This is a genomic window from Pseudomonas sp. S5D5 (assembly GCF_003013355.1).
GTDB classification, from domain to species: Bacteria; Pseudomonadota; Gammaproteobacteria; order Pseudomonadales; family Pseudomonadaceae; genus Aquipseudomonas; species Aquipseudomonas aylmerensis.
Genome location: NZ_PTEO01000001.1, coordinates 870,077 through 890,036, shown reverse-complemented (window position 1 = coordinate 890,036; position 19,960 = coordinate 870,077). Strand labels below are relative to the sequence as shown.

The following is a 19,960-nucleotide window of genomic DNA, read 5'->3' as shown; positions in this document are numbered from 1 at the left end:
TGACACACGGCAGACAACCAACCTCTAGCGCAATCGCTTATTAGCGACGCAGACCCAGGCGACCGATCAGAGCCTGATAACGACCCAGATCCTTGCCTTTCAGGTAGTCCAGCAGCTTACGGCGCTGGTTTACCATGCGGATCAGACCACGACGGGAGTGGTGATCTTTACCGTTGGCCTTGAAGTGACCTTGCAGCTTGTTGATGTTGTGGGTCAGCAGTGCAACTTGCACTTCTGGCGAACCAGTGTCACCAACAGCTTGCTGATAGTCAGCTACGATTTGTGCTTTTTCTTGAACGTCGAGAGCCATGAGGCAATCCTTTTTTCAGGAAACCACCCAAAGGGCAGTCTCAACAGGCCAGGGACAAATCCCTGTATCTAAAAATGAGTAGTGACCGTGCCTGTTAACAGCCACCCTCGTTCCAGTTTGCGTAAAATCTACTGCGCTTTTACCACAAACTGGTTCCGGTCATTCTGACCGAATCAGTCGACGCGGCGCGATGCGCCCGTCTTCGCTCACTTCACCGATACCGATAAAGCGACCGTTATGATCCTGTACCCGCACCATGCCGAACTTCGGGGCATCCGGGGCACGTACCGGCTGGCCGTTGAGCCAGTAGAACGCGCTGTGCTCCGAGAAGTGCAGCAATGGCCAATCCAGCAAACCGCTGTCCGATGGCATCAGGAAGCGATCCACCGCTTCATTGCCGCCTTCGGCGTGCACCGCCTCCAACTCTTCCAGCGTCACCGTCTGGGCCAGGCTGAAAGGTCCGGCCTGGGTACGTCGCAGCTCTGCAACGTACGCGCCGCAACCGAGCTTTTCACCGATATCTTCCACCAGGGTACGGATATAGGTGCCTTTGCTGCAGTCCACGGCCAGGCGCGCAGTGTCACCTTCACAGGCGAGCAATTCCAAGCGCGCAATAGTAACAGAACGCGGTTCGCGCTCCACTACTTCGCCCGCACGTGCCAGCTTGTAAAGAGGCTGCCCATCGCGCTTGAGAGCCGAGTACATCGGCGGTATCTGACTGATTTCTCCACGAAAAGCGGGTAAAGCAGCCTCGATATCAGCACGACCAACGGTCACGTCGCGAACCTGCAGAACATCACCTTCGGCGTCAGCCGTGGTGGTGGTCTTGCCCAGTTGCATCAGGGTTTCATAACCCTTGTCGGAATCGAGCAGGTATTGCGAGAACTTGGTGGCCTCGCCAAAGCACAACGGCAATACACCGGTGGCCAGGGGATCGAGGCTGCCGGTATGCCCGGCCTTCTCGGCATTGAGCAGCCAGCGAACCTTCTGCAACGCAGCATTGGAGGTAAAGCCAATGGGTTTGTCGAGCAGAATGATGCCGCTGACATTGCGACGAATACGTTTGACCTGAGCCACCGCTTACTCCTTGGCGTCTTCAGGTGTGGACGGGTGCTGGCTGTCTTCAGCCACGGCGCGCTCGATGAGTGCCGACAGGTGCGCACCACGCACGACGCTTTCGTCGTAGTGGAAGTGCAACTGGGGCACGCTGCGCAGCTTCATCTCACGGGCCAACTGCATGCGCAGGAAACCTGCAGCCGAGTTGAGCACCTTGATGCTTTGCGCGATTTCTTCGCTGCTGTCCTGGCCCATCACGGTGATGAAAATCTTCGCGTGACCAACGTCACGGCTCACTTCAACAGCGGTGATGGTGACCAGGCCAACGCGTGGGTCTTTGACTTCGCGACGGATCAGTTGGGCCAGCTCACGCTGCATCTGATCGCCGATACGCTGGGTACGGCTGTATTCTTTTGCCATGTCTTGTTACCTGTTACTGCCACACGGTGAAACCCGTGGGGTCTGAAAGCGGCAAACGCCCGGCCTGACAAAAGCCAGACCGGGCGTTGCGTTTAGAGTCCGGACACTGCGCGGGGCATCTGCATGCCCACACGCCGTGTGGCTCCTGAAGTGCGCGAGTTAGAGGCTGCGAGCAACCTGAACCTTCTCGAAGACTTCGATCTTGTCGCCAACCTTGACGTCGTTGTAGCTCTTGACGCCGATACCGCATTCCATGCCGGCACGTACTTCAGAAGCGTCATCCTTGAAGCGGCGCAGGGATTCCAACTCGCCTTCGAAGATAACGATGTCTTCACGCAGTACGCGGATTGGACGGTTACGGTACACGGTGCCTTCGACAACCATGCAGCCGGCGATCGCGCCGAATTTCGGCGAGCGGAACACGTCACGTACTTCGGCGATACCCAGGATGTTCTCCCGGACGTCACTGCCAAGCATGCCGGTAAGGGCCTTCTTGACGTCTTCGATGATGTCGTAGATGACGTTGTAGTAACGCATGTCCAGGCCTTCCTGCTCGACGATCTTGCGAGCGCCAGCATCGGCACGCACGTTGAAGCCGAACAGTACAGCGTTGGAAGCCAGTGCCAGGTTGGCGTCGGATTCGGTGATACCACCGACACCGCCACCGACAACGCGCACTTGCACTTCGTCGTTACCCAGGCCGTTCAGGGCGCCGTTCAACGCTTCGAGGGAACCACGGACGTCAGATTTGAGGACGATGTTAAGCGTCTTCTTCTCTTCCTGGCCCATGTTCTCGAAGATGTTTTCCAGCTTGCCAGCGTGAGCACGGGCCAGTTTGACTTCGCGGAACTTGCCTTGACGGAACAGAGCCACTTCACGGGCTTTCTTCTCGTCGGCAACCACGCTCATCTCGTCGCCAGCGTCCGGCGTACCGTCCAGGCCGAGGATCTCGACCGGGATAGCTGGACCTGCTTCCTTGATTGGCTTGCCGTTCTCGTCGAGCATGGCACGTACACGGCCGTAGTTCGAACCGACCAGCACCATGTCGCCTTGGCGCAGGGTACCGTCTTGAACCAGGACGGTCGCCACCGGGCCACGGCCCTTGTCGAGGCGGGACTCAACCACGACACCACGGCCAGGAGCCGATGGGGTAGCGGTCAGTTCCAGAACTTCGGCTTGCAGCAGAACGGCTTCGAGCAGTTCGTCAACGCCGGTACCCATCTTCGCAGAGACCGGTACGAATGGAGTGTCGCCACCCCACTCTTCGGAAGTCACGCCGTGAACCGACAGTTCGCTACGGATGCGATCGAGATCAGCGCCCGGCTTGTCGATCTTGTTCACGGCAACCACCAGCGGCACGCCAGCCGCTTTCGCGTGCTGAACAGCTTCGATGGTTTGTGGCATCACGCCGTCGTCCGCTGCAACCACCAGGATCACGATGTCGGTCGCCTTGGCACCACGAGCACGCATTGCGGTAAACGCGGCGTGACCCGGGGTGTCGAGGAACGTCACCATGCCACGGTCGGTTTCAACGTGGTAAGCGCCGATGTGCTGGGTAATGCCGCCGGCTTCGCCTGCAGCTACCTTGGCACGACGGATGTAGTCGAGCAGGGATGTCTTACCGTGGTCAACGTGGCCCATTACGGTCACGACCGGCGCACGGGAAACAGCCTCGCCTTCAAACTTCAGGGACTCGGCCAGGGAATCTTCCAGGGCGGTGTCGCTGACCAGGGTCACTTTGTGGCCCAGCTCTTCAGCAACCAGTTGGGCAGTTTCCTGATCCAGTACCTGGTTGATGGTGGCCGGAGTACCCAGCTTGAACATGAACTTGATGATTTCAGCAGCCTTGACCGACATCTGCTGGGCCAGATCGCCCACAGTGATGGTCTCGCCGATCTTCACTTCACGCACGACAGGGCCGGTTGGGCTCTGGAAACCGTGGGCGTTGCGTTTTTTCAGCTTGGCCTTGCCGCGACCACCACGACGGAAGCCATCGCTTTCTTCGTCGGTAGTACGTGGGGCAACGCGTGGAGCAGGCGCTTTCTCTTTGACCGACGCACGATGCGGAGCGTTTTTGCGCTCGCCATCACCGCCACCACCACGACGATTGTTATCGTCGGCACGTGGCTTGTCTGGACGACGCGGTTCGTCGCGCTTGCGGGCGTCAGCTGCAGGAGCAGGTGCGGCGGCAACCGGAGCGGCCTCACGCACAGCTTCTACCGGCGCGCTTGGCGCGGCGACTGCTTCAGTGGCAGCAGGTTGCGCAGCAGCAGGCTGGCGACGCGCTTCTTCTTCGGCGCGACGCTTGGCTTCTTCTTCAGCCTTCTGACGAGCAGCATTTTCTACTGCGCGACGTTCTTCCAGTTCGCGTTTGCGCTCGGCTTCGATTTCTTCCGGGCTGCGCTGTACGAAGACTTTCTTCTTGCGTACTTCAACGCTGATGCTCTTGCTACCAGCAACACGCAGTGTGCTGGTGGTTTTGCGCTGCAATGTAATCTTGCGCGGTTCTTCCACTTTCGCCTTGTGGCTGCTCTTCAAGTGAGTCAGCAAAGACTGCTTCTCACTATCGCTCACACCTTCATCGGCGGCGGTGTGCGGCAGACCTGCCTCACGCATCTGCTGCAACAGGCGCTCTACCGGTGTTTTGACCTCATCGGCCAGTTGTTTCACCGTGACTTGCGTCATGCACTTCTCTCCTCAGGCCGCGCCTAATTACTCGAACCAATGGGCTCGGGCGGCCATGATCAACTTGCCGGCACGATCATCGTCAATGCCGTCGATGTCGAGCAGATCGTCAATAGACTGCTCGGCCAGGTCTTCGCGGGTAATTACGCCGCGCACCGCCAGTTCCATCGCCAAATCCTTGTCCATACCCTCAAGCGAGAGCAGGTCTTCGGCCGGATGGGCGTCTGCCAGCTTTTCCTCAGTAGCGATGGCTTTAGTCAACAAACGATCCTTGGCCCGAGCGCGAAGCTCGTTGACGGTGTCTTCGTCAAAGCCGTCGATGTTGAGCATTTCTTCCAACGGTACGTAGGCAATCTCTTCCAGGCTGGTGAAGCCTTCATCTACCAGCACCTGCGCCAGGTCTTCGTCGACTTCCAACTCATCGATGAAGTTGCGCAGGATGTCACCGGTTTCAGCTTGCTGCTTAGCCTGGATGTCCGATTCGGTCATCACGTTCAGGGTCCAGCCGGTCAGTTGGCTGGCCAGACGCACGTTCTGACCACCACGACCAATGGCCTGAGCCAGATTGTCTGCGCCAACGGCGATGTCCATTGCATGGGCATCTTCGTCAACGATAATTGCCGCCACTTCAGCCGGCGACATGGCGTTGATCACGAACTGCGCCGGGTTATCGTCCCACAGGACGATGTCCACACGCTCACCGCCCAATTCGCCCGACACTGCCTGGACGCGCGAACCGCGCATACCAATGCAAGCGCCTTGCGGGTCGATGCGTTTGTCCTTGGAGCGAACCGCGATCTTGGCGCGTGAACCCGGGTCGCGGGACGCAGCCATGACTTCGATCAGGCCTTCGGCAATTTCCGGCACTTCAATACGGAACAGCTCGATCAGCATTTCCGGCGCGGTACGCGACAGGATCAACTGAGGGCCGCGGTTCTCGGTGCGGATTTCCTTGAGCAGCGCGCGCAAACGCACGCCAACACGGAAAGTTTCGCGAGAGATGATGTCTTCGCGGGCCAGCAACGCTTCGGCGTTGTTGCCCAGGTCGACGATCACGTTGTCGCGAGTAACTTTTTTCACGGTGCCGGAGATGATTTCACCCAGGCGCTCGCGATAAGCGTCAACGACTTGAGCGCGCTCGGCTTCGCGAACCTTCTGCACAATGACCTGCTTGGCGGTCTGTGCAGCAATACGGCCGAATTCGATCGATTCGATCTTTTCTTCGACGACATCACCGACCTTGGCGCCAGGGTGCGTTTCAGCAACCTTGCTTGGCCAGGTTTCGATGGCCGGATCATCAAGATCGGCTTCTTCGACGACCGTCCAGCGACGGAAAGTCTCATAGGCACCGGTGTGGCGGTTGATTTCCACACGCAGATCAACTTCGTCTTCAAAACGCTTTTTGGTTGCAGTGGCCAGGGCCAGCTCCAGCGCTTCAAAAATCACGTTTGCCGGTACGCCCTTTTCATTGGATACCGACTCAACAACCAGCAGTACTTCTTTGCTCATCGTACGCCTCGCCTTTCGCAAGCCATTGGATCCGCGGGATCCGCGTCTCAGTCAAAACTGGGAATAATGTTGGCCTTGTCGATCATATCGATCGGCAACAGGAACTCATGGTCTTCTACCTGCACCACGACATCCTGTTCTTCTACACCGCGCAGAAGGCCCTGAAAGTTGCGACGCCCTTCGAACGGGGATCGCAGCTTGATCTTCACTTGTTCACCGGCAAATTTTGCAAACTGATCAATAGTGAACAGTGGGCGTTCCATGCCTGGCGAGGAAACTTCGAGGGTGTATTCAACGGAGATCGGATCTTCAACATCCAGGACACCGCTGATCTGACGGCTGACAATGGCACAATCGTCCACCAGCACGCCGCCCTCTTTATCGATATAAACGCGCAACATTGAGTGGCGACCTTGAGCCGAAAACTCAATACCCCAGCATTCATAGCCTAGGGCCACGACCACCGGGGCCAACAAGGCCTGCAACTCTTCTAGCTTGCTCGACACCTGAACCCCCTCGTGCATGTATGTGCATGCTGTGCAAAATAAAAAAATGGGCGAAACGCCCATCCTTGAAACGCCGTCGAACAGCGGCGTTGAAAGTGTCCAGCTAACAAAAAGCCCCTTAAAAGGGGCTCCGCTAAAACTGGTTGCGGGGGCCGGATTTGAACCGACGACCTTCGGGTTATGAGCCCGACGAGCTACCAGACTGCTCCACCCCGCGACAAAGCTGGGGCGGAAGTATACGACCGATCCCTTACAGGGTCAATGTAACCTTCCACCTACAAGAAAGCCCGCAACAGCGGGCTCTCCTGATAATTGGTACCGAGAAGGGGACTCGAACCCCTACACCCTATGGGCACAACCACCTCAAGGTTGCGTGTCTACCAATTCCACCACCTCGGCAATACAGCGTTTACAACCCTTCTTACTTCTGCTCTTGAGCTGGAGGTACGTCAGTCGCTGGAGTAGCCGACTTTTGCTCTTGAAGCACCGGGACATCATCAGAAGCCGGTTTTGCTTTTGGTACTTCCAACACTGCTGGGTTTGGGAGACCTACCTGAGTCAGCACATGAGCTTTCTCTTTAGCAAAGTAACCTAACCCCAAGCTGGTTATGAAGAAACCGGCGGCAAGTATAGCAGTAAACTTACTAAGAAAGGTAGAGGAACCTTGGCTTCCGAACACAGTATTTGAAGCACCTGCACCGAAAGACGCACCAGCATCCGCACCTTTACCCTGTTGCAACAAAACCAGGGCAACTACGCCCAGGGCAGCCAACAGATGAAAAACGACTACGACTGTTTCCAGCATTTTTTCAGTTTCCCGCGGCGCGACAGATCGCACCGAACTCATCTGCATTCAGGGAAGCTCCACCAATGAGCCCCCCATCGATATCCGGCATGCCGAACAGTTCGACCGCATTGGCCGCCTTCACGCTGCCGCCGTATAGAAGACGCACACCTTGTGCGACTTCAGAATTCTCTGCCGCCAACTGCGCGCGGATGGCTGCGTGCACATCCTGCGCCTGTTGCGGTGTAGCAGTCAGCCCGGTGCCAATGGCCCAGACCGGCTCGTAAGCAATAACTGCCTTTGCAAACGCACCAACACCCAGCTCCTCGATGATGCTGCCCAGCTGACGCGAGACAACCTCAAGAGTCTTGCCCGATTCACGCTGCTCCAGGGTCTCCCCTATGCACAACACTGGAATCAAGCCACAAGCCTGTGCCGCTGCGAACTTGCGATTGAGTGTCCCATCACGCTCGCCCATCATCTGACGGCGCTCGGAGTGCCCGACAAGCACATAGGAACAACCCGCATCGACCAATTGACTCGGTGCAATCTCACCGGTCAACGCACCTTGCATGGCTTCCACCGCAGAATTCTGCGCGCCGACCTGAATCGACTTGCCTTTCAAGCCATCAACTACTTGAGTGATATGCAAGCAAGGCGGGAAAACCGCGACATCAACACCGCTAGGCAAGGCCAAGTGACGAAGGCCATTGATCAGCTCAGCGACACTGGCGCGGGTACCGTGCATCTTCCAGTTACCAGCTACCATAGTGCGACGCATGCTGTACCTCGTCGGTCAAAGTGGGCGCAGATGTTACCCAACCACATCATCACTGGCAAGCCGAATTCAGGCGCAAACTTCAGTTACCAGTTTTGCCAGGTCTTCGGCATGGCCGCGAACCTGAGTTTCGTCGTCACCTTCGACCATGACACGCACCAGAGGCTCTGTGCCGGACTTGCGCAACAACACGCGGCCACGCCCCGCCATTGCAAGGGTCACACGCTCGCACGCCTCTTTGACAGCGGGATGCTCGATCGGGTTTTCGCCACCGGCAAAACGCACGTTGAGCAATACTTGTGGGCACTTGCGCAGGGCCTGGCGCGCCTGGGCCAGGCTCTCTTCACGGCGACGCAGGGCCAATAGCACCTGCAGCGCAGCAATGATCGCGTCACCGGTGGTGGTGTGCTGGAAGCAAACAACATGCCCCGAGTTTTCCCCACCGATCTGCCAGTTGCGCTCAAGCAACTCGGCGATCACATAGCGGTCACCGACATTGGCACGCACGAACGGAATGCCAAGATCTGCCAGGGCCAACTCCAACCCCAGGTTGCTCATCAGCGTACCGACGACACCCCCTTGCAGCTTGTTACGCTCATGGAGGTCGCGAGCAATGATGAACAACAGGTCATCCCCGTCGACCACGGCGCCGGTGTGATCCACCATGAGCACGCGATCGCCGTCACCGTCGAAGGCAATGCCCAGGTCCGCATGCTCGGCCAGGACCGCCGCCTGCAACTGGCCCATATGCGTCGAGCCACAGTTGTCGTTGATGTTCAACCCGTTAGGCTGGGCCGACAGCACTGTCACATCAGCCCCAAGCTCCTTGAATACGCTCGGGGCCACCTTGTAGGTCGCACCATGGGCGCAGTCGACAACAATTTTCAGCCCGGCAAAATTGGTGCTGCTTGGCACGCTGCTCTTGCAGAATTCGATGTAGCGGCCAGAGGCGTCGTTGATGCGCGACACCTTGCCCAGCTTGCTGGACTCAACCACCGTCATCGGTGCGTCCAGCAGCTCTTCGATCATCAACTCGATCTCATCCGGCAGCTTGGTGCCCAGACCCGAGAAAAACTTGATGCCGTTGTCATCATGGGGATTGTGAGAAGCACTGATGACAATCCCGGCTTCCGCGTGGAAGGTACGCGTGAGGTAGGCGATAGCCGGCGTCGGCATCGGCCCCAACAGCATCACATCAGCGCCCGCGGCGGACAAACCAGCTTCCAGTGCGGATTCAAACATGTACCCGGAAATTCGAGTGTCCTTACCCACCAGGATGCGGCAGGCGCCCATGCTACGGAACGCCATACCTGCCGCCCACCCCAGCTTGAGCATGAAATCCGGAGTAATCGGAAACTCGCCGACCCGCCCACGGATACCGTCGGTGCCAAAATATTTTTTAGTCATAAGTGCTCCATCATTCTTATTCGGCTGATTCTACCGCGGCAATCATGCGCACCACATCCACCGTCTCGGCGACATCATGCACGCGCAAGATACGCGCACCCTTGGTCATAGCAAGCGCCGCGAGTGCGAGACCGCCGTACAACCGCTCACCTACCGGACGATTCAGTGCCATCCCTATCATGCTCTTGCGCGAAACACCGACCAACAGGGGCCGACCAAGGGCATGCAGGGACTCCATGTGCTTGAACAGGCTCAAGTTGTGCTGCAAGGACTTGGCGAAGCCAAACCCTGGATCCAGGATAATCTTTTCAGGCGCAATCCCGAATGCGGCGCATTGAGCGACCCTTTCAGCCAGGAAGCTGCTCACTTCACCCACCAGGTCATCATAATGCGGGTTGTCCTGCATATTGCCGGGCTCACCCAGCATATGCATCAGGCACACCGGCAGACCGGTAGCCGCCGCCGCGTCCAGTGCGCCGTCACGCCGCAGGGAACGCACGTCGTTGATCAACCCCGCCCCCAGGCGCGCCGTCTCACGCATGACTGCCGGGGTGGAAGTATCGACCGAGATAATGACATCCAGCTCGCGAGCAATGCGCTCGACAATCGGCGCCACACGCTCCAGCTCCTCCAACGGAGAAACCACCCGAGCGCCCGGCCGAGTCGACTCACCGCCGACATCAATCAGGGTCGCCCCCGCCGACACCATTGCTTCGGCATGGCGCAACGCAGCATCGAGCTGACTGAAGCGGCCGCCGTCGGAAAAGGAGTCAGGGGTGACATTAAGAATGCCCATCACGTGCGTATGGGCCAAATCAAGAACCCGGTTGCCGCAAGGCAACCGGGTGGAGGACAACACAGAAGTCATTTCAAACCTTAGTGGTCAGCTGCCGGACCACCGATCGGGGTTTCAGGGCGTTCGTTCTGCACGACAGGCGGAGTGCCAGAGGTGCCCGAACCACCTTCCCAATCACGCGGCTCACGCGGCGTACGGCCCGCCATGATGTCGTCGATCTGGTCAGCATCGATAGTCTCGTACTTCATCAACGCGTCAGCCATGGCGTCCAACTTGTCACGGTTGTCGGTCAGGATCTGCTTGGCCGTGCCATAGCACTGGTCAATGATGCTGCGCACTTCGGAGTCGATCAGCTTGGCTGTCTCGCCGGAGAAGCTGGCACTCTGACCACCACCCCCACGACCCAGGAATACCTCACCCTCTTCCTCGGCGTACATCAACGGACCGAGTTTCTCCGACAAGCCCCACTTGGTCACCATGTTCCGCGCAATCTGACTGGCACGCATGATGTCATTGGAAGCCCCGGTCGTTACGCCATCAAAGCCCAGGGTCATCTCTTCAGCAATTCGACCGCCGTACAGTGAGCAGATCTGGCTGATCAGCGCACGCTTGGAGAGGCTGTAACGATCCTCTTCCGGCAGGAACATGGTGACACCCAGCGCCCGACCCCGAGGAATGATCGACACCTTGTAGACCGGATCATGCTCTGGCACAACGCGACCCACAATGGCGTGACCGGCTTCGTGGTAAGCGGTGTTCTGCTTTTCTTTCTCGGACATGACCATGGATTTGCGCTCTGCGCCCATCATGATCTTGTCTTTCGCCAGTTCGAACTCTTTCATCTCGACGATGCGCTTACCTGTACGGGCCGCGAACAACGAAGCTTCGTTGACCAGGTTAGCCAGGTCGGCACCGGAGAAACCCGGCGTACCACGCGCAATCACTGCCGGAGCGACATCGTCACCCATTGGCACTTTGCGCATGTGTACTTTGAGGATTTGCTCGCGACCACGGATATCCGGCAAGCCCACGACAACCTGACGGTCGAAGCGGCCTGGACGCAGCAGCGCAGGGTCCAGCACGTCAGGACGGTTGGTCGCAGCGATGACGATGATGCCGTCATTCATCTCGAAACCATCCATCTCGACCAGCAACTGGTTGAGGGTCTGCTCACGCTCATCGTGACCACCGCCCATGCCAGCACCACGATGGCGACCAACAGCGTCGATTTCATCGATGAAGATAATGCACGGTGCGTGTTTCTTGGCCTGCTCGAACATATCGCGAACGCGACTGGCGCCGACACCGACGAACATTTCGACGAAGTCAGAACCGGAAATGGTGAAGAAAGGCACCTTGGCTTCACCGGCAATCGCCTTGGCCAGCAAGGTTTTACCGGTACCCGGAGGACCGACCATCAGCACGCCGCGAGGAATACGGCCGCCCAGGCGCTGGAACTTGCCAGGATCGCGCAGGAATTCAACCAACTCACCGACTTCTTCCTTTGCCTCGTCGCAACCCGCGACGTCAGCCAGGGTGGTCTTCACCTGATCTTCGGAGAGCAGGCGCGCCTTGCTCTTGCCGAAGCTCATCGGCCCGCCCTTGCCTCCCGCACCGCCTTGCATCTGGCGCATGAAGAACATGAACACGGCGATGATCACCAGGATCGGGAAGCTGGCCACCAGGAGTTGAGTCCAGATGCTCTGCTGCTCAGGCTGCTTGCCCTCGACAACCACATGGTTATCCACCAGGTCGCCGATCAGACCGTTGTCCTGAATGGCCGGACGAATGGTCTTGAAGCTGTCGCCATCGTTGCGTTTGCCGGTGATCACGTAGCCATCAACCGCCACGCGCTCGACCTTGCCATCCTTAACTTGCTGGATGAAGTCGGAATAGTTGAGGGTCTGCGGCTCGTTAGGGCTGGAGAAGTTGTTCATCACCGTCACCAGGACAGCCGCGATGATCAACCACAGGATCAGATTCTTTGCCATATCGTTCAATTAACTACCCTCTGAAGCAAGCTCCGCTACTGGCGCGCGCTTCGCATGATATTCACCGGCCTAACTTACTACATTACCTACAACTCTGGCAGGCGCCGTCTGTAACCCTTTGTGAAACTTTGACTACACAATATTCGTAAAGCTTCGTGACGAAAGCGATATAAAAAAACCTATCGACTCCCTTCAAACCTTCAAAGACGCTCATCACTGGCAGCGCCTTCAATGCCGCGGAACCCCCGCGCCAGCAGATATTGCTCGCGAGACCGGTCCCGGGAAGAGTCCGGTTTACGCATCTGTACCTTGTCGAACAGCTTGCGGATATTCTTGTGGTACTCGTCGAAGCCTTCACCCTGGAAGACCTTGACCAGGAAATCACCACCCGGACGCAATACCCGCCCCGCCAGATCCAATGCCAACTCGCAGAGGAACATGGCTCGCGGCATATCAACAGCCGGTAATCCACTCATATTGGGGGCCATGTCGGAAATCACAAGGTCTACCTGCGAATTTCCGACGGCTTCCAGGATCTCGGCCAGTACGGCGTCCTGGGTGAAGTCGCCGTGCACGAAGGTTACATCCGGGATGCTGTCCATCTCGAGGATGTCGGAAGCGATCAATCGGCCTTGCCCGCCAATCAGACGACTGGCCACCTGGGACCAGCCACCGGGTGCTGCACCCAGGTCGATTACGCTCATGCCGGGGCGAAACAATTTGTCCTTGTCCTGGAGCTCCAGCAGCTTGTAGCTGGCCCGGGACCGGTAGCCGTCCTTCTGCGCCTTTTTGACGTAAGGATCGTTGAAATGCTCTTGCAGCCACTTAAGGCTAGTTTTGGAACGGGCCACGGGCCACCTCGAAAAATAAAACGGGTCGTGATTAACTGGGCGGTCCCGGACTCGCTCGGGTAAACTGGCCGCCGCTTTTTACAAGATCAGACGCAGGGGTCAGATTATGCCGCTCACTCAAGAGCAGAAGAAACAGTACAAATCCATTGGCCACCATCTGAAACCAGTTTTGATTGTGGCAGATAACGGTTTGACTGAAGGTGTGTTAGCCGAATTTGAACGCGCACTGAACGATCACGAACTGATCAAGATCAAGGTCAATATCCTTGACCGCGAAGCGCGCCTGGCCGCCATTGCAGAACTGTGCAAGGTTGGCAAAGCGGACCTGGTCCAGGTCATCGGCAAGATGGCGCTGCTGTATCGCAAGAACTTCAGCGTCAACAAGCAACTGTCGAACGTTCATCGCTTCAAATGACAACAAGGGTCACGGGCGTGCTTCGCGCGCCCCGCCACTCCATCCCGGTGCAGGCTGTATAACCAGCACCAGGCCGGAGAACCCTAGCACAAGATAGCTGAATAACTGCCAGCGCAACGCTTCCGGCAGCCACACATGCACGATGCAGTACATCGCACATGCATACAGCGCCATCAACAGCAGTTGGCCGCGAATATCCCGCCACAAACTCCCCAAGCCTTCGGCCTTGACCAGCACCAACGACTGGAGCGTCACGCACGCCGCCGCAAAACCCACCAGCAGCGCACTCAGTAATCCATCGATCTCATCGATCAGCAACGGTGCCAGGCCAATCAGGCCCAGCGCCGGTAACACGCCAATGTGCAACAACCACAGGCCGCCCACCCAAAGCATCTGGGCAAGCTGCCAAAGCATGGCGCCCGCACGAAGCGGGCGCCGCCGTTCAGACGTGACGGACTTCAACAATCTCGTACTCGATCACGCCACCCGGCGTCTTGACCGCCACCACATCACCCTCTTCCTTGGCAATCAAGGCGCGGGCAAGCGGGGAGCCGACGGAGATCTTGCCGAGTTTGAAGTCAGCTTCGTCTTCCCCGACGATGTGGTAGACCACGCTTTCGTCAGTCTCGACGTTGGCGATTTCCACGGTGGTGCCGAAAATCACCTTGCCGGTCTTCGGAATGGTCGTTACGTCGATGACCACCGAGTTCTGCAGGCGGCCTTCGATGTCACGGATCCGCGCCTCGACCATACCTTGCTGCTCGCGAGCAGCGTGGTATTCGGCGTTTTCCTTAAGGTCACCCAGTTCGCGGGCCGTACCGATGTCCTGGCTCAGCTTTGGACGTACGACCTTGATCAGATGGGCGTGCTCCTCTTCCAGGGCCTTGAAGCCCTGGACGGTCATTGGGTATTTGGTCATGCCTTCAATCCTGCGTGTAGATCCTGCAAGCGACGCACGGTCTTTTCCGGACCGAACTTGAGTGCTTCGCAGATGGCTTCGCCAGCAGCAATGGTGGTGGTGCAGTAGATCTTGTGCTGCAAGGCGTTACGACGAATGGAATAGGAGTCCGCGATCGACTGGCGACCTTCGGTGGTGTTGATGATCAGCGTGACTTCGTCATTCTTGATCATGTCGACCACGTGCGGACGGCCTTCCGTCACCTTGTTCACGCGACGCACTTTCAGGCCGGCAGCCTCGATCAGCTTGGCGGTCCCGGCGGTGGCCACGACTTCAAAACCCAAGTTGATCAGATCACGGGCCACGCCTGCAACCAGTGGCTTGTCATCATCACGCACGCTGATAAACGCAGTACCGCCGGTCGGCAGCACTTCGCTGGCACCCATCTGGGCCTTCGCGAACGCTTCACCGAAGGTATCGCCCACGCCCATCACTTCACCGGTGGACTTCATCTCTGGGCCCAGGATCGGGTCCACACCAGGGAATTTGGCGAATGGGAACACCGCCTCTTTCACACTGTAGAAGTTCGGAATGATTTCCTTGGTGAAGCCGATTTCCTTCAGGGTCTTACCGGCCATCACGCGGGCAGCGATCATGGCCAGGGACACACCGATGCACTTGGAAACAAATGGCACGGTACGCGAAGCGCGCGGGTTGACTTCGATGACGTAGATGTCTTCGCCTTGCAGCGCCAACTGTACGTTCATCAAGCCGACCACGCCCAGTTCCAGGGCCATTTTCTTGACCTGTTCGCGCATCTCGTCCTGGATGTGCGCCGGCAGCGAGTACGGTGGCAGCGAGCACGCCGAGTCACCGGAGTGAACACCCGCCTGCTCGATGTGCTGCATGATCGCGCCGATCACGACGTCAGTGCCGTCGCAGACCGCATCCACATCCATTTCGATGGCGCAGTTGAGGAAGTGGTCCAGCAGCACCGGGCTGTCGTTGGACACTTTCACCGCATCGCGCAGGTAACGCTTGAGTTCTTCTTCTTCGTAGACAATTTCCATCGCCCGACCGCCCAGTACGTAGGACGGACGCACCACCAGCGGGTAGCCAATCTTGCTGGCGGCGCGGATGGCCTCGTCTTCGCTGCGCACGGTGGCGTTCGGCGGCTGACGCAGGTTCAGGCGTTCAACCATCTGCTGGAAGCGCTCACGGTCTTCCGCACGGTCGATGGCATCTGGGCTGGTGCCAATGATCGGCACGCCGGCCGCTTCAAGGGCACGCGCCAGTTTCAGCGGGGTTTGGCCGCCGTACTGGACGATCACGCCCTTTGGCTTCTCGACGCGCACGATTTCCAGCACGTCTTCCAGGGTCACTGGCTCGAAGTACAGGCGATCAGAGGTGTCGTAGTCGGTGGAAACAGTTTCCGGGTTGCAGTTGACCATGATGGTCTCGTACCCGTCTTCGCGCAGGGCGAGAGCGGCGTGTACGCAGCAGTAGTCGAACTCGATACCCTGGCCGATACGGTTCGGACCGCCGCCCAGGATCATGATCTTGTCGCGACCCGACGGGGCGGCTTCGCACTCCTCCTCATAGGTGGAGTACAGGTAGGCGGTGTCGGTGGAGAACTCGGCGGCGCAGGTATCAACGCGCTTGTAGACCGGGAAGATCTCCAGCTTGTGGCGATGCGTGCGCAGGTTCTTCTCAGTCACACCCAGCAGCTTGGCCAGGCGCTGGTCGGAGAAGCCTTTGCGCTTGAGGCGGAACATCATGTCGCGGTCGATGCTGGCCAGCCCCAGGGTCTTGACCTTCTCTTCTTCCTTGATCAGATCTTCGATCTGCACCAGGAACCACGGGTCGATCATGTTCATGCCGAAGATGTCTTCGACGGTCATGCCGGCGCGGAAGGCGTCAGCCACGTACCAGATACGCTCGGCGCCCGGCACGGTCAGCTCGCGCTTGAGCACGCTCATGCTTTCCGGGTTGCTCAGGTCGAGCTTCTCGTCCAGGCCGCAAACGCCCACTTCCAGGCCGCGCAGGGCTTTCTGCAGGGATTCCTGGAAAGTACGGCCGATGGCCATGACTTCACCAACCGACTTCATCTGAGTAGTCAGGCGCGCGTCAGCCTTGGCGAATTTCTCGAAGGCGAAGCGTGGAAGCTTGGTGACGACGTAGTCGATGGACGGCTCGAAGGACGCCGGGGTCTTGCCGCCGGTGATGTCGTTCGACAGCTCATCGAGGGTGTAACCCACAGCCAGCTTGGCCGCGACCTTGGCGATCGGGAAGCCGGTCGCTTTCGACGCCAGGGCCGACGAACGCGATACACGCGGGTTCATCTCGATCACGACCATACGGCCAGTGTTCGGGCAGATACCGAACTGAACGTTGGAACCGCCGGTTTCCACGCCGATCTCGCGCAATACCGCCAGGGAGGCATTACGCAGGATCTGGTATTCCTTGTCGGTCAGGGTCTGTGCCGGAGCAACGGTGATCGAGTCACCGGTGTGCACGCCCATCGGGTCAAAGTTTTCGATGGAGCAGACGATGATGCAGTTGTCCTTTTTGTCGCGGACAACTTCCATTTCATATTCTTTCCAGCCGATCAGCGATTCATCGATCAGCAGTTCCTTGGTCGGCGACAGATCCAGACCACGGGCGCAGATTTCTTCGAACTCTTCACGGTTGTAGGCGATACCGCCACCGGTGCCGCCCATGGTGAAGGACGGACGGATGATGCACGGGAAGCCGAGGGTCTCGAGGACTGCGTTGGCTTCTTCCATGGTGTGGGCGATACCGGAGCGCGGGCACGCCAGGCCGATGGACTTCATCGCCTTGTCGAAACGCGAACGGTCTTCAGCCTTGTCGATGGTGTCGGCATTCGCGCCGATCATCTCTACGCCGAACTTCTCCAGCACGCCTTCGCGCTCCAGATCCAGGGCGCAGTTCAGTGCAGTCTGGCCGCCCATGGTAGGCAGAAGTGCGTCCGGACGCTCTTTCTCGATGATCTTGGCAACGGTCTGCCACTTGATCGGCTCGATATAGGTGGCGTCGGCCATGGCCGGGTCGGTCATGATGGTCGCCGGGTTGGAGTTCACCAGGATGACGCGGTAGCCCTCCTCGCGCAGGGCTTTACAGGCCTGGGCGCCGGAGTAGTCGAATTCGCAGGCCTGGCCGATAACGATCGGGCCAGCGCCGAGAATCAGGATGCTTTTTATGTCTGTACGTTTTGGCATGGGTTTGTCACTCAAATCCGCAGGTCAGTCGGCAAGCCGTCTTGAACATTCTTTGAAGAGCCTGCGGGGGCCACCGACAGTCGGGGCCGCCCGCAGGCCACTCAGTCAGCGTCGCTTGGCCATCTCATTGATGAAACGGTCGAACAGCGGCGCTACGTCGTTCGGGCCCGGGCTTGCTTCAGGGTGGCCCTGGAAGCTGAATGCGCTCTTGTCAGTGCGCTCGATGCCTTGCAGGGAACCGTCGAACAGCGACTTGTGAATTGCGCGGACGTTGCCCGGCAGGGTCGCTTCATCCACCGCAAAGCCGTGGTTCTGGCTGGTGATCATCACAACGCCAGTGTCCAGGTCTTGCACAGGGTGGTTGGCACCGTGGTGGCCGTGCCCCATTTTCAGGGTCTTGGCGCCGGAGGCCAGGGCCAGCAACTGGTGACCCAGGCAGATACCGAAGACCGGAATTTCGGTTTCCAGCACATCCTTGATCGCCTGGATGGCGTAGTCGCAAGGCTCAGGGTCACCGGGGCCGTTGGACAGGAACACGCCGTCCGGTTGCAGGGCGAGCACATCGCTGGCCGGGGTTTGCGCAGGCACCACGGTCACGCGGCAACCGCGCTCGACCAGCATGCGCAGGATGTTGTACTTGATGCCATAGTCGTAGGCGACGACGTGGTAAGGCAGCTCAGCGGCCTCGATGGTCGCGTGACTGTCAGTCTTCAAGTCCCAGACGGTGGAGCGCCACTCGTACTTTTCCTTGGTGCTGACGACTTTCGCCAGGTCCATGCCTTTCAGGCCAGGGAAGCCTTGCGCAGCAGCGATCGCTGCCTCTTCGGAAATATTCTCACCGGCCATGATGCAGCCGTTCTGCGAGCCTTTTTCACGCAGGATGCGTGTCAGGCGACGCGTATCGATACCGGCGATTGCCACAACATTGTTGGCTTTCAGGTAATCGGACAGCGACATCGTGTTACGCCAGTTGCTCGCGACCAGTGGCAGGTCACGAATTACCAGACCCGCCGACCAGACACGATCAGACTCGACGTCTTCCGGTGTAGTACCGGTGTTGCCGATGTGCGGATAGGTCAGGGTAACGATCTGTTGGGCGTAGGAAGGATCGGTAAGGATTTCCTGATAGCCGGTCATGGCGGTGTTGAACACCACCTCTCCAACGGTTTGACCGTCGGCTCCAATGGCTTCGCCGCGAAAAATGCTGCCATCAGCAAGGGCGAGTATGGCTGGCTTAGTCAAGAAGACCTCCCGTAAATAAAGCCTGAAAGGGCGATCGCAGGTTGTAAAAAAGCGGAGTGACGTATGGACACGTCACCCCGCTTCTTCACCGAATTATTCTGCGCGCTTTTAGTGGACACACTAAAGCTGTAGCTTACAGAAAAAGGCTTTTTTGGTCCACCGCTAATGAGCCTTAAAGGCAGGGGAATGCGACAGGACGTCGCTTAGCGGGTAAAAACGGGGCCTCAGGATAATCCTGAGGCCCGATTTTAGCTACTGATTAGTGCAGATCCAGCACGTCACGCATGTCATACAGACCCGGCTCACGACCTTCCAGCCAGAGCGCAGCACGGACGGCGCCCTTGGCAAACGTCATGCGACTGGAGGCCTTGTGCGTGATCTCCAGGCGCTCACCTTCAGTGGCAAACAGCACGGTGTGATCACCCACAACATCACCACCGCGCACGGTCGCAAAGCCGATGGTGTCACGCGCACGCGCACCGGTATGACCTTCACGGCCATATACGGCCACCTTGGACAAGTCCCGGCCCAACGCTTCAGCGATGGCTTCACCCATGCGCAGCGCGGTGCCCGACGGCGCATCGATCTTGTGGCGATGATGGGTCTCGATGATTTCGATATCCGCCTCATCCCCCAGCACGCGCGCCGCCAGATCCAGTAACTTGAGCGACAGGTTCACACCCACGCTGAAGTTGGCCGCGAAGACGATCGGGATATCCTTGCCCGCCTCCACCAGCAACTGCTTCTGCTCGGCACTCAAACCCGTAGTACCGATCACCATGGCCTTGCCCGCCTTGCGGCAGAACGCCAGGTTTTTCAGCATCACGTCAGGCAGGGTGAAGTCGATCAACACGTCGAACTCTTCAGCCACCTGCTCCAGGCTGCTCGACAACGACACACCGATACGGCCCAGCGAGGCCAACTCGCCCGCATCTGCACCAATCAACGTGCTGCCCGGGCGAACGATGGCTGCGGTCAACCCGGACGCCGGCGAGCGCTGCTGCACCGCCTCGACCAGCGTCTTCCCCATGCGCCCGGCAGCGCCCATAACGGCTATACGTCGCATATCCACT

18 protein-coding genes and 2 tRNA genes are annotated in these 19,960 nt (G+C 58.4%); 1 reads left to right on the top strand and 19 read right to left on the bottom strand.

Features of this window, described 5'->3' with window-relative positions; all coding sequences use genetic code 11:
- Positions 1-40 precede the first annotated feature (40 nt).
- The 14 genes from rpsO to rlmE all read right to left on the bottom strand — a co-directional run bounded on the left by rpsO (position 41) and on the right by rlmE (position 13,093).
- Positions 41-310: a 30S ribosomal protein S15 gene (rpsO, locus tag C9990_RS04265; RefSeq protein ID WP_003176135.1), complete on the bottom strand. Its 270-nt coding sequence runs from the start codon at positions 308-310 to the stop codon at positions 41-43.
- Positions 311-469: 159 nt separating this feature from the next.
- A complete protein-coding gene (gene truB / locus C9990_RS04260) occupies positions 470-1,387 on the bottom strand; it encodes a tRNA pseudouridine(55) synthase TruB (protein WP_034117853.1) in 918 nt (305 codons plus the stop codon).
- Between the two features lie 3 nt (positions 1,388-1,390).
- Positions 1,391-1,786, bottom strand: coding sequence for a 30S ribosome-binding factor RbfA (gene rbfA / locus C9990_RS04255; RefSeq protein ID WP_016973761.1), 396 nt, complete (start codon positions 1,784-1,786; stop codon positions 1,391-1,393).
- A 159-nt stretch (positions 1,787-1,945) separates the two neighbouring features.
- Positions 1,946-4,471, bottom strand: coding sequence for a translation initiation factor IF-2 (infB, locus tag C9990_RS04250; protein ID WP_025857113.1), 2,526 nt, complete (start codon positions 4,469-4,471; stop codon positions 1,946-1,948).
- 27 nt (positions 4,472-4,498) lie between these two features.
- Positions 4,499-5,980, bottom strand: coding sequence for a transcription termination factor NusA (gene nusA / locus C9990_RS04245; RefSeq protein ID WP_008057419.1), 1,482 nt, complete (start codon positions 5,978-5,980; stop codon positions 4,499-4,501).
- Positions 5,981-6,027: 47 nt separating this feature from the next.
- Positions 6,028-6,486, bottom strand: coding sequence for a ribosome maturation factor RimP (gene rimP, locus C9990_RS04240; RefSeq protein ID WP_003235029.1), 459 nt, complete (start codon positions 6,484-6,486; stop codon positions 6,028-6,030).
- Positions 6,487-6,626: 140 nt separating this feature from the next.
- A tRNA-Met gene (locus C9990_RS04235) sits at positions 6,627-6,703 on the bottom strand.
- A 96-nt stretch (positions 6,704-6,799) separates the two neighbouring features.
- Positions 6,800-6,885 (bottom strand) — tRNA-Leu (locus C9990_RS04230).
- Positions 6,886-6,907: 22 nt separating this feature from the next.
- Positions 6,908-7,291: a preprotein translocase subunit SecG gene (secG, locus tag C9990_RS04225; RefSeq protein ID WP_010206600.1), complete on the bottom strand. Its 384-nt coding sequence runs from the start codon at positions 7,289-7,291 to the stop codon at positions 6,908-6,910.
- A 4-nt stretch (positions 7,292-7,295) separates the two neighbouring features.
- Positions 7,296-8,051, bottom strand: a complete 756-nt coding sequence (tpiA, locus tag C9990_RS04220; protein ID WP_058427650.1) for a triose-phosphate isomerase — start codon at positions 8,049-8,051, stop codon at positions 7,296-7,298.
- Between the two features lie 66 nt (positions 8,052-8,117).
- Positions 8,118-9,455 carry a phosphoglucosamine mutase gene (gene glmM, locus C9990_RS04215; protein WP_065910270.1) on the bottom strand — a complete coding sequence of 446 codons (1,338 nt, stop codon included), beginning with the start codon at positions 9,453-9,455 and terminating at the stop codon, positions 8,118-8,120.
- 16 nt (positions 9,456-9,471) lie between these two features.
- Positions 9,472-10,323, bottom strand: coding sequence for a dihydropteroate synthase (folP, locus tag C9990_RS04210; RefSeq protein WP_106802605.1), 852 nt, complete (start codon positions 10,321-10,323; stop codon positions 9,472-9,474).
- 8 nt (positions 10,324-10,331) lie between these two features.
- Complete coding sequence (gene ftsH / locus C9990_RS04205) at positions 10,332-12,242, bottom strand: ATP-dependent zinc metalloprotease FtsH (RefSeq protein WP_032803717.1); 1,911 nt, start codon at positions 12,240-12,242, stop codon at positions 10,332-10,334.
- Positions 12,243-12,442: 200 nt separating this feature from the next.
- Positions 12,443-13,093 (bottom strand): 23S rRNA (uridine(2552)-2'-O)-methyltransferase RlmE, encoded by a 651-nt coding sequence (rlmE, locus tag C9990_RS04200; RefSeq protein WP_010206606.1) that lies wholly within the window; start codon positions 13,091-13,093, stop codon positions 12,443-12,445.
- Between the two features lie 106 nt (positions 13,094-13,199).
- Between rlmE and C9990_RS04195 the strand changes: the two genes are divergently transcribed.
- The gene (locus C9990_RS04195; protein WP_010206607.1) at positions 13,200-13,508 is read left to right on the top strand and encodes a YhbY family RNA-binding protein; all 309 of its coding nucleotides are present in this window, start codon (positions 13,200-13,202) and stop codon (positions 13,506-13,508) included.
- A gap of 9 nt (positions 13,509-13,517) precedes the next feature.
- Here the strand turns inward: C9990_RS04195 and C9990_RS04190 are convergent, their stop codons facing one another.
- The 5 genes from C9990_RS04190 to dapB all read right to left on the bottom strand — a co-directional run bounded on the left by C9990_RS04190 (position 13,518) and on the right by dapB (position 19,953).
- Positions 13,518-13,922, bottom strand: coding sequence for an MFS transporter (locus C9990_RS04190; protein WP_106802604.1), 405 nt, complete (start codon positions 13,920-13,922; stop codon positions 13,518-13,520).
- 28 nt (positions 13,923-13,950) lie between these two features.
- A complete protein-coding gene (gene greA, locus C9990_RS04185) occupies positions 13,951-14,427 on the bottom strand; it encodes a transcription elongation factor GreA (protein WP_106802603.1) in 477 nt (158 codons plus the stop codon).
- Entirely contained in the window at positions 14,424-17,645 is a 3,222-nt protein-coding gene (gene carB, locus C9990_RS04180) for a carbamoyl-phosphate synthase large subunit (RefSeq protein WP_065910267.1), read from the bottom strand. Before carB ends, greA begins: the two co-directional genes overlap by 4 nt.
- Before the next feature lie 105 nt (positions 17,646-17,750).
- Positions 17,751-18,887: a glutamine-hydrolyzing carbamoyl-phosphate synthase small subunit gene (gene carA, locus C9990_RS04175; RefSeq protein WP_065910266.1), complete on the bottom strand. Its 1,137-nt coding sequence runs from the start codon at positions 18,885-18,887 to the stop codon at positions 17,751-17,753.
- 259 nt (positions 18,888-19,146) lie between these two features.
- A complete protein-coding gene (dapB, locus tag C9990_RS04170; protein WP_106802602.1) occupies positions 19,147-19,953 on the bottom strand; it encodes a 4-hydroxy-tetrahydrodipicolinate reductase in 807 nt (268 codons plus the stop codon).
- Between the last annotated feature and the right edge of the window lie 7 nt (positions 19,954-19,960).

What these genes read in the sequence shown, in the direction of transcription:
- C9990_RS04190 (WP_106802604.1), bottom strand. Translation starts at nt 13,922, where the DNA reads ATGCTTTGGCAGCTTGCCCAGATGCTTTGGGTGGGCGGCCTGTGGTTG.
- nusA (WP_008057419.1), bottom strand. Translation starts at nt 5,980, where the DNA reads ATGAGCAAAGAAGTACTGCTGGTTGTTGAGTCGGTATCCAATGAAAAG.
- secG (WP_010206600.1), bottom strand. Translation starts at nt 7,291, where the DNA reads ATGCTGGAAACAGTCGTAGTCGTTTTTCATCTGTTGGCTGCCCTGGGC.
- rpsO (WP_003176135.1), bottom strand. Translation starts at nt 310, where the DNA reads ATGGCTCTCGACGTTCAAGAAAAAGCACAAATCGTAGCTGACTATCAG.
- tpiA (WP_058427650.1), bottom strand. Translation starts at nt 8,051, where the DNA reads ATGCGTCGCACTATGGTAGCTGGTAACTGGAAGATGCACGGTACCCGC.
- greA (WP_106802603.1), bottom strand. Translation starts at nt 14,427, where the DNA reads ATGACCAAATACCCAATGACCGTCCAGGGCTTCAAGGCCCTGGAAGAG.
- carB (WP_065910267.1), bottom strand. Translation starts at nt 17,645, where the DNA reads ATGCCAAAACGTACAGACATAAAAAGCATCCTGATTCTCGGCGCTGGC.
- dapB (WP_106802602.1), bottom strand. Translation starts at nt 19,953, where the DNA reads ATGCGACGTATAGCCGTTATGGGCGCTGCCGGGCGCATGGGGAAGACG.
- C9990_RS04195 (WP_010206607.1), top strand. Translation starts at nt 13,200, where the DNA reads ATGCCGCTCACTCAAGAGCAGAAGAAACAGTACAAATCCATTGGCCAC.
- rbfA (WP_016973761.1), bottom strand. Translation starts at nt 1,786, where the DNA reads ATGGCAAAAGAATACAGCCGTACCCAGCGTATCGGCGATCAGATGCAG.
- infB (WP_025857113.1), bottom strand. Translation starts at nt 4,471, where the DNA reads ATGACGCAAGTCACGGTGAAACAACTGGCCGATGAGGTCAAAACACCG.
- folP (WP_106802605.1), bottom strand. Translation starts at nt 10,323, where the DNA reads ATGACTTCTGTGTTGTCCTCCACCCGGTTGCCTTGCGGCAACCGGGTT.
- glmM (WP_065910270.1), bottom strand. Translation starts at nt 9,455, where the DNA reads ATGACTAAAAAATATTTTGGCACCGACGGTATCCGTGGGCGGGTCGGC.
- ftsH (WP_032803717.1), bottom strand. Translation starts at nt 12,242, where the DNA reads ATGGCAAAGAATCTGATCCTGTGGTTGATCATCGCGGCTGTCCTGGTG.